Here is a 6659-nt window from a genome sequence, read left to right as displayed (position 1 = left end):
CATAAAATGTTCATTTGTACAGAAGATTTTGGCTGCCGTGTCCCTAGGCAGCAAACCCGTTTGAGGCAATGTCGCAGGGACACGGCAATCATAAAATGTTCATTTGTACAGAAGATTTTGGCTGCCGTGTCCCTACGCAGAAACAAAGGTGATAGGAGCGTCGTGCCTAAGTCCTGTTCCTCTTAACCAATTAGCAATTAGCAATTAGCAATTAGCAATTACTTAATGCGGAGACTCGAACCGCGCTCGCCTAAATGTGCAAAATCTAGCGATTCTCCCGCCTCCAGTGCGGCTCTAATTGCTGCTTTATCTAGCTCGACGCTAATCTTCTGAAACTTTTCTGGCAACTCGGTGGGTGATACAGATTCATCCACAATTAAAGGCGCTTTCCCACCGTTTTTTGCCAAGGTTAATTTGTAGCGTGCCGTGTCAATCGTTTTCAGCTTGTTGACCTCAAAAAAGAATTTTAGTCTTTCTTTGAGCATTTCGGCCTTTTTTTCATCCTTGGCGGCTAAGTCGCTTAAGCGTTTGGCTTCCGCTTTGCGAACAGATGCTCTTGCTTGCAATTCGGAGATTAAGGCGGCGTAATTATCTAGCTTGCGATCTCGCTCTTCTCCCAATTGCTCTAGCCAACTGGTAATCAACTGTTCTCCCTCGCTATCATTGTCCTCAATCTCATCTAGCAACGCCGTCAACTCGCCGATCTCTGCTGAAATGCTGAACAGCGTTCTCGGTTGTACTGAACCATTTTCCGGTGCGGTGCTTTCCATCGATTTGACTCCTGATGCCACATTAATTTAACAATACCCCACAACCATACTTTTTGAAGTATAATATATATTAGTTCCACTTGATTATCCATCAGCTCAAACTTTTTCAATTACTGACAAAGTTCTTTTCTTTTTTTAACCGCAGATAAACGCAGATAACCGCTGATGTTTATCAGATTTATCTGCGTCGTGGCGCACTCTTGTGGCGCACTCTTGTGGTGCAGGCGTCTCGCCTGCAATTGTCAAACCAGATGTCGTTACTGAGGGAAAATCGAAATATGGCACGCCAAAAAAATCAACCAGCACCAACAGAGACATCGAAGAACCAAACAAAATTCACCCTCTACAATTTTGCCGGAAAACCAAAAGCATACTATTTAGTTGATCGGGTTAAGCGTCAATTAACTTCGGATGACATCCCAGAAAAATCTGTTGCTCACAGCATTATCATTATCGATCGCTCCGGTTCTATGTATTATGACATAGGGCCGTTGAAAGAAACCCTGATTAAACTTTTGACCTTGGATGAATACAACAATTACCAGTTACTGGTTACCCTGATATCTTATGCATCGCAGGGAGATGTAACTTGTCACTTCCAGCGAGTTCCCATCCAGGAAGTAATGAAAGCTAATTCTTCCTATATCCAAGAAATTCAAAAAATCCAAACAGGTTGCTCTACCTGCATATCTCAATCGATGACAATGGCTAAGTCTTTCTTGCGAGAGGGAGAGCTTACTGTTATCAATTTACACACTGACGGATACGCTAACGATCCTAGTGCTAATTCGGAAGCAAATACCCTGGATCGGGTTTGCGAAGAACTGAAAAACATGGATGTTTTCGTTAACACCATTTCCTATTCTGGTGCTGACTTCCGATTGCTCTCGAAAATCGCCAACACGGTATCGGGAACTTGCATTCGCGCGGGGGAAGTCAGGCAAGTTTATGATGGACTTTACCAAAGCACCAAACTATTAGGTAGTTCGGTAGCACCGGCGATGGAAGAACCTTTAATTAAGGAGTACGATTACCAAGTTTTTGTCTCTAAAAGTGGTAAAAAAATTAATGGTTCGTCAAGCACTCTGAAAATTATCGGACTGAAGGCAGATGATGATGGTGTCTTCTACAAATATCGGAAAATTAGCCAAGAAGAATACGACAAATTAACCGACGTTCCTGTGGCGCAAACAGATGAATCTGTGTTGGCTTTTGCGAAGGCGAATTTGGCTAATGGAAACTTGAATACAGCCAAGTATGCCCTAGGGAGTACCTTTGATGCCACCTTGACAGAAAAACACGCCAAGGCGCTGACAAATGCCGAAATAGCTGAATTAACTCAAGACATTGATTTGGCTATTTTCGATTCGTCGGCGTTGGCGAAGCACGAAATCTTGAATAGCGTCAAAGTCAACGATAAAATATCCGTGCTGGAATTAGTTAACCTGTTGGAGGAAAACAAGAGCAGCATCATTATTAATATCAAGGAATTGCAGAAAAACTATCGCCGAAAAGGAGTAAAGAGGATTAACGGTTCGAGAGATGAAAATGGGAAACTAATCGAACCTTGGTTGAAGACGGAATTTTTAGATGGTGGCGAATATGTCAGCATGGGGACGTTTGAAATTAATCGCAATACGGCTACGATCAATATGCTGATTACCAGACCTGTTAAACTGGTAAAAGTTGAGGATGGCAGCCAAATCAGCGAAGTAGCTGGTGTGCTGATTACCAATCTGGAAAGTTTCAATAATTATACGATTGTCAGCGACGGGGAGGTAAATGTTAAGTCGCTGCCAATCAAAATTAGCAGTAAGAAAGTCTTTGATTTGTTGAAGTCAAAGGGTGTAATGTCAGCCGAAACTTTCGATTTCCGCACTGAATACACTTTGCAGTTAGACAATTTGCCCCTCGTGCCTTTTACTGGCAGTTATGGTAATATTGATGGGACGTTCAACGAGTTAGCCGAAATTAAAATACTTGCTAGTATTTTAGCGGCTCATTTGAAAGAAGAATCGGATGTTTACACGTCCGAACAGTTGGCAGAGTTGAAAAAGCACTATCTTTCCAAGAGCCTTTATATCAACTTTCCCACAACGACAGAGTATACCGATTTAAAGGAAGCGCTCGCTAACGGTACGGTAGATACTCGCGTGAGCTACAAAGTCGATATTGGCAACAAAGATATCCTCAATCTCGGCAAACTTTACTCGGCGAATAAATTCCTCGATCGCTTGTATGAGGGATACAATAAAGATACCGGCGAGAAAGTAGATAAACCAACCTTCGATCTCACCTTGGACGAGGATGTGGTTTTCGGACACAAAACCTTATCATCTCGCACAAAGATTACCAAGGTTGATGACTTGATGAAGCGGATTTTTGATAACTTTCTGGGAATTGAAGATAACGGTAGCGTTGCAGCGATCTTATCAAAAGTGGGTGGGGATAGTCTGACGCGACTGTTGCAGGTAAAATGGCAAGGAGAAAAAGTCAACCGAGAAGAATTTGTGGCAGCTTTGACGACGGCAAAAGAGAAACTGGAAGACTATGCAGAGAAAGTGTATCGGGAAAAGATTTCTCCGTTAGTTTTCTATATTGGTTCCACTGGACTTTTACCCGATGAAATGGATACTTTAGCGCAGACTGCTGATGCAATTGGTGCTAAGTACGCGAACTTGCAATTTTCCAAAGATGAGCAAGAGGGAGCGTTTTTTGAGGTAGGGGATACCATTATTAGCGTGTATGCTAAGAATGAGTATTACAGCACAAATTAAATCTTAAATCTCGATCGGGGAGGCAGAGCCTCCCTACTCTCGTTCCCAGGCAAGAGCCTGGGAACGAGATCTCGCGAGGCTCTGCCTCGGTTATGCTGGAACAGCCATCCCGCGTTGAACGGCTGGACGCTGTTGAATTGTTTCAAACCAGCGTTTAAGATTGGGGTGGTTATCGAGGGTTAATCCTTGAAATTCATAACTAGCAACCCAAGGATAGGTAGCAATATCGGCAATGGAATAGTCGCCGCAGATGAATTCTTTGTCGGATAATTGCTTGTCTAATACGCCATAAAGTCGCAAGGTTTCTTTTTCATAGCGTTCGATGGCGTAGGGAATTTTTTCCGGTGCAAAACGCTTGAAGTGGTTAAGCTGTCCAAACATTGGTCCTACACTTGCCATTTGGAACATTAACCACTCGATGACTTGGAAGCGACTTTTTTGTTCGGTAGGCAGGAATTGTCCGGTTTTTTCGGCTAGATAAATCAAGATTGCACCCGACTCAAATACAGTCATGCCGGTATCGGAGTCGATGATAGCGGGAATTTTGCTATTGGGATTAATGGCGACAAATTCGGGGGTAAATTGCTCGCCTTTGGTGATGTCGATTTTATGGACGTTGTAGGGAAGTCCGACTTCTTCCAGCATGATGGAAACTTTGCGCCCGTTGGGGGTGGTGAAAGTGTAGAGGTCGATCATAAATTAGGTAATGGGTAATGGGTAATGGGTAATTGGTAATGGCTTTCCCGGACAATAATTTGGGCGCTCATATATTTAAAGGTAGCGCACGATCTTAGAAACCGGGTTTCTAGCTGCGATCTCTGACGAGCGTGAAAGATTTTTCATAGAAACCCGGTTTCTGGCTGCGATCGCTCATTGCAATCAAAGATTTTTCACAGAAACCCGGTTTCTTTGGGTAAGTTCTGTTCAAGTTGGTAACGATGGGAGAGAAATGAGATAATGTTTTAAAATTGGATTAATTTTTATGAAAGAGGAGCGATGATTCTCTCCATGACTAGCGGCAATGGTGTTCGGCGTATCTTCTAATAAACAACGTCTTTTTAAGGATTGTATGGCTTTTAATAAGTCTGTGGGAGGATGAGATATTTCCTGTAAAATGTGGCTCAAAGTAACTGCATCTTCTTGTTTAGCTAAATAATTCATTACCTGTTTTTCGGAGTCGGTTAATCTGATCCACAAACGACTGAGTTGAGATGCGATCGCACTACTTAATACCAAGCTAGGATAAGCTAAAAATTCGGTGACAATGCCTGCGAATAATTCTTCAATCATCGTGGCTGTCATTTCTAGCCATAAAGGATGACCTTGATATTTTTCAATCAAAGTATCCCACATCTGTTCGTCTGACAGTTCTTTATCCCTTAATATTTCTTTCGCAGACTCTCCCAAACCTGTGAGTTTTAAACAACGGGTGAATTTATTACGAGTAGCGATCGCATCTTCTGGTTGTTCGCTAGTAATCAACAACAAACTACTTGCATGAGACAATTCTGCAATCTGTTTAAATAAAAGATCGTATCCTTCAAATTCTGGTTTATATAGACCAGCAAATTGTCCTGGCTGAAACAACATCTGCACATCATCTATAATAATTAAACAGCGATGTTTGCGTAAAAACTTAAGCAATACATCGACTTGGCGATCGAGGGTATTGGGAATAATGGGAGAGATAAAGGTTGGCAATAGATCGGTTAAAAAACTATCTAGAGTTGGAGAATAGCGGAGACTGCGATAAACAATATATTCAAATTGCGTTTGGATTTCTTCAATTAGTTTGATGGCTAGCGTCGTTTTGCCAATTCCGATAATGCCAGTTAAGGTAATGAGGCGGGTGCAATCTTGAATTAGCCAGGTTTTTAAAGTGTTTAATTCATCAGTTCGTCCGTAAAAGGCGGTAATTTCTGGGGCGGTATCTATGTCTAAGTAGGGTTTGCTTTCAGTTGGCTTGGATAGGGGAGAAGATTTAGGCGATCGCTTTCTTCTTGAACAAATACTTACTTTGTTTCCATTTACTAAATATCCTATTGAGCTATTAGATATAATAACTTTTTCTAAAATAGAGCCTACATTTAATTTATTAACATCTTCTCCTAAAGCATCGGATAAAGCTTGCCATAATTCCGATGCCGTATCTCGAACATGACCTTCACTTAAATTGTTTTCCGAGGCAATTTTGGCATATTTCTGACCTTGTAACGTTCCTTTAAGAATTGTTTCTTGCAGATGGTCTAGGTGTTCGCCTGTATGAGTGAAGAGCAGTTCATCAGCGAGTTTCAAGACTTCTGCGATGTCCATAGATCGGTCAGATGGGTAGGGTAATTGCTATGTTATCCGATCTTTCCGACATTTTTCCTACAAATCAGTAATTTTTTGGTAAAAAGTTCCGATCTCGATCCGATTGACAGAGCTATCGGTCTTGGGTTTTGATTGAGTGAAGCCAGAGTAGGAGTAATTTAGACTGCTCGGAGTTAAACCGCGCATGTGCGGTTTATTTAACCCAACCAACAAGAGCATTGTACTGCAACTGCGGGACAATTAAACGTTTCTGTTCTTGGAGAAAAACATGACAACTGATAGCTTGATGGAAGCATTGCAAGGACGATGGCGGGTCGTCTATTCCGAGTTTGATGGAGAAATGACCCCGGTTGCTGATTTCTCAACAATTGTGATTGAGAATAATGGGAGTCAGTTTTCCGTCGAAAAAAACGGCAGTATTGTTCACGAGGGCAAGTTTTCAATAAATGTGAGTGTTACACCGCATGAGATTGTATATATCTACACCAGAGGATCAGAGGTTTTTCTAGGGGGGCCTAGAGTTGGTGTCTTTCAGCTCGTAGGTGATACTTTCAAGACTAACTTGGCAGCGGTGGGGCATAGATCGCCTCAAGATTTCAACACCTTCCCAGACTCTGGGACAGTGTTATCTATTCATCAAAAAGTTGGTTCGGAGTCTGGACGAGAAATAGCAGCTCTATCGAGCACCACCAGAGCAGTTTCTCAGTGGTAATAGCCCCGTTTCTGTTAGTCAAGTTATTACTACGGCAATATTTGCTGTAAATAACTCTTGGGCTATAACATGACTATTTTTAGCTTC

The 6659-nt window shown here is 42.0% G+C and carries 6 protein-coding genes; 2 read left to right on the top strand and 4 right to left on the bottom strand.

Translation table 11 applies throughout. The annotated features are described in order from the left end of the window. Window positions 1–218: 218 nt before the first annotated feature. Together MiSe_RS31405 and MiSe_RS31400 are read right to left on the bottom strand one after the other, a co-directional pair. On the bottom strand, window positions 219–770 hold the full coding sequence (locus tag MiSe_RS31405) for a siphovirus Gp157 family protein (protein WP_226587538.1): 552 nt from the start codon (window positions 768–770) through the stop codon (window positions 219–221). Window positions 771–905: 135 nt separating this feature from the next. Then, the gene (locus tag MiSe_RS31400) at window positions 906–1055 is read right to left on the bottom strand and encodes a hypothetical protein (protein WP_226587537.1); all 150 of its coding nucleotides are present in this window, start codon (window positions 1053–1055) and stop codon (window positions 906–908) included. On the opposite strand from MiSe_RS31400, the gene MiSe_RS31395 reads away from it, so the two are divergent. Then, a complete protein-coding gene (locus MiSe_RS31395) occupies window positions 1049–3547 on the top strand; it encodes a vWA domain-containing protein (RefSeq protein WP_226587536.1) in 2499 nt (832 codons plus the stop codon). The genes MiSe_RS31400 and MiSe_RS31395 overlap by 7 nt on opposite strands. A gap of 90 nt (window positions 3548–3637) precedes the next feature. On the opposite strand, the gene MiSe_RS31390 is transcribed toward MiSe_RS31395, so the two are convergent. Both MiSe_RS31390 and MiSe_RS31385 read right to left on the bottom strand, forming a co-directional pair. Next, complete coding sequence (locus MiSe_RS31390; protein ID WP_226587535.1) at window positions 3638–4243, bottom strand: glutathione S-transferase N-terminal domain-containing protein; 606 nt, start codon at window positions 4241–4243, stop codon at window positions 3638–3640. Window positions 4244–4471: 228 nt separating this feature from the next. Beyond that, window positions 4472–5860 (bottom strand): helix-turn-helix domain-containing protein, encoded by a 1389-nt coding sequence (locus tag MiSe_RS31385; protein WP_226587534.1) that lies wholly within the window; start codon window positions 5858–5860, stop codon window positions 4472–4474. Between the two features lie 268 nt (window positions 5861–6128). Between MiSe_RS31385 and MiSe_RS31380 the strand changes: the two genes are divergently transcribed. Then, window positions 6129–6572: a hypothetical protein gene (locus tag MiSe_RS31380; RefSeq protein WP_226587533.1), complete on the top strand. Its 444-nt coding sequence runs from the start codon at window positions 6129–6131 to the stop codon at window positions 6570–6572. Window positions 6573–6659 lie beyond the last annotated feature (87 nt).

It is taken from the genome of Microseira wollei NIES-4236 (genome assembly GCF_020521235.1).
GTDB classification, from domain to species: domain Bacteria; phylum Cyanobacteriota; class Cyanobacteriia; order Cyanobacteriales; family Aerosakkonemataceae; genus Microseira; species Microseira wollei.
The sequence above is the reverse complement of the archived record's forward strand: the minus strand, read 5'-3'. Positions and strand labels throughout refer to the sequence as shown.

Excerpts from the sequence above, each read along its gene's own strand:
- MiSe_RS31405 (WP_226587538.1), bottom strand. The coding sequence starts at position 770 with ATGGAAAGCACCGCACCGGAAAATGGTTCAGTACAACCGAGAACGCTG.
- MiSe_RS31395 (WP_226587536.1), top strand. The coding sequence starts at position 1,049 with ATGGCACGCCAAAAAAATCAACCAGCACCAACAGAGACATCGAAGAAC.
- MiSe_RS31390 (WP_226587535.1), bottom strand. The coding sequence starts at position 4,243 with ATGATCGACCTCTACACTTTCACCACCCCCAACGGGCGCAAAGTTTCC.
- MiSe_RS31385 (WP_226587534.1), bottom strand. The coding sequence starts at position 5,860 with ATGGACATCGCAGAAGTCTTGAAACTCGCTGATGAACTGCTCTTCACT.
- MiSe_RS31380 (WP_226587533.1), top strand. The coding sequence starts at position 6,129 with ATGACAACTGATAGCTTGATGGAAGCATTGCAAGGACGATGGCGGGTC.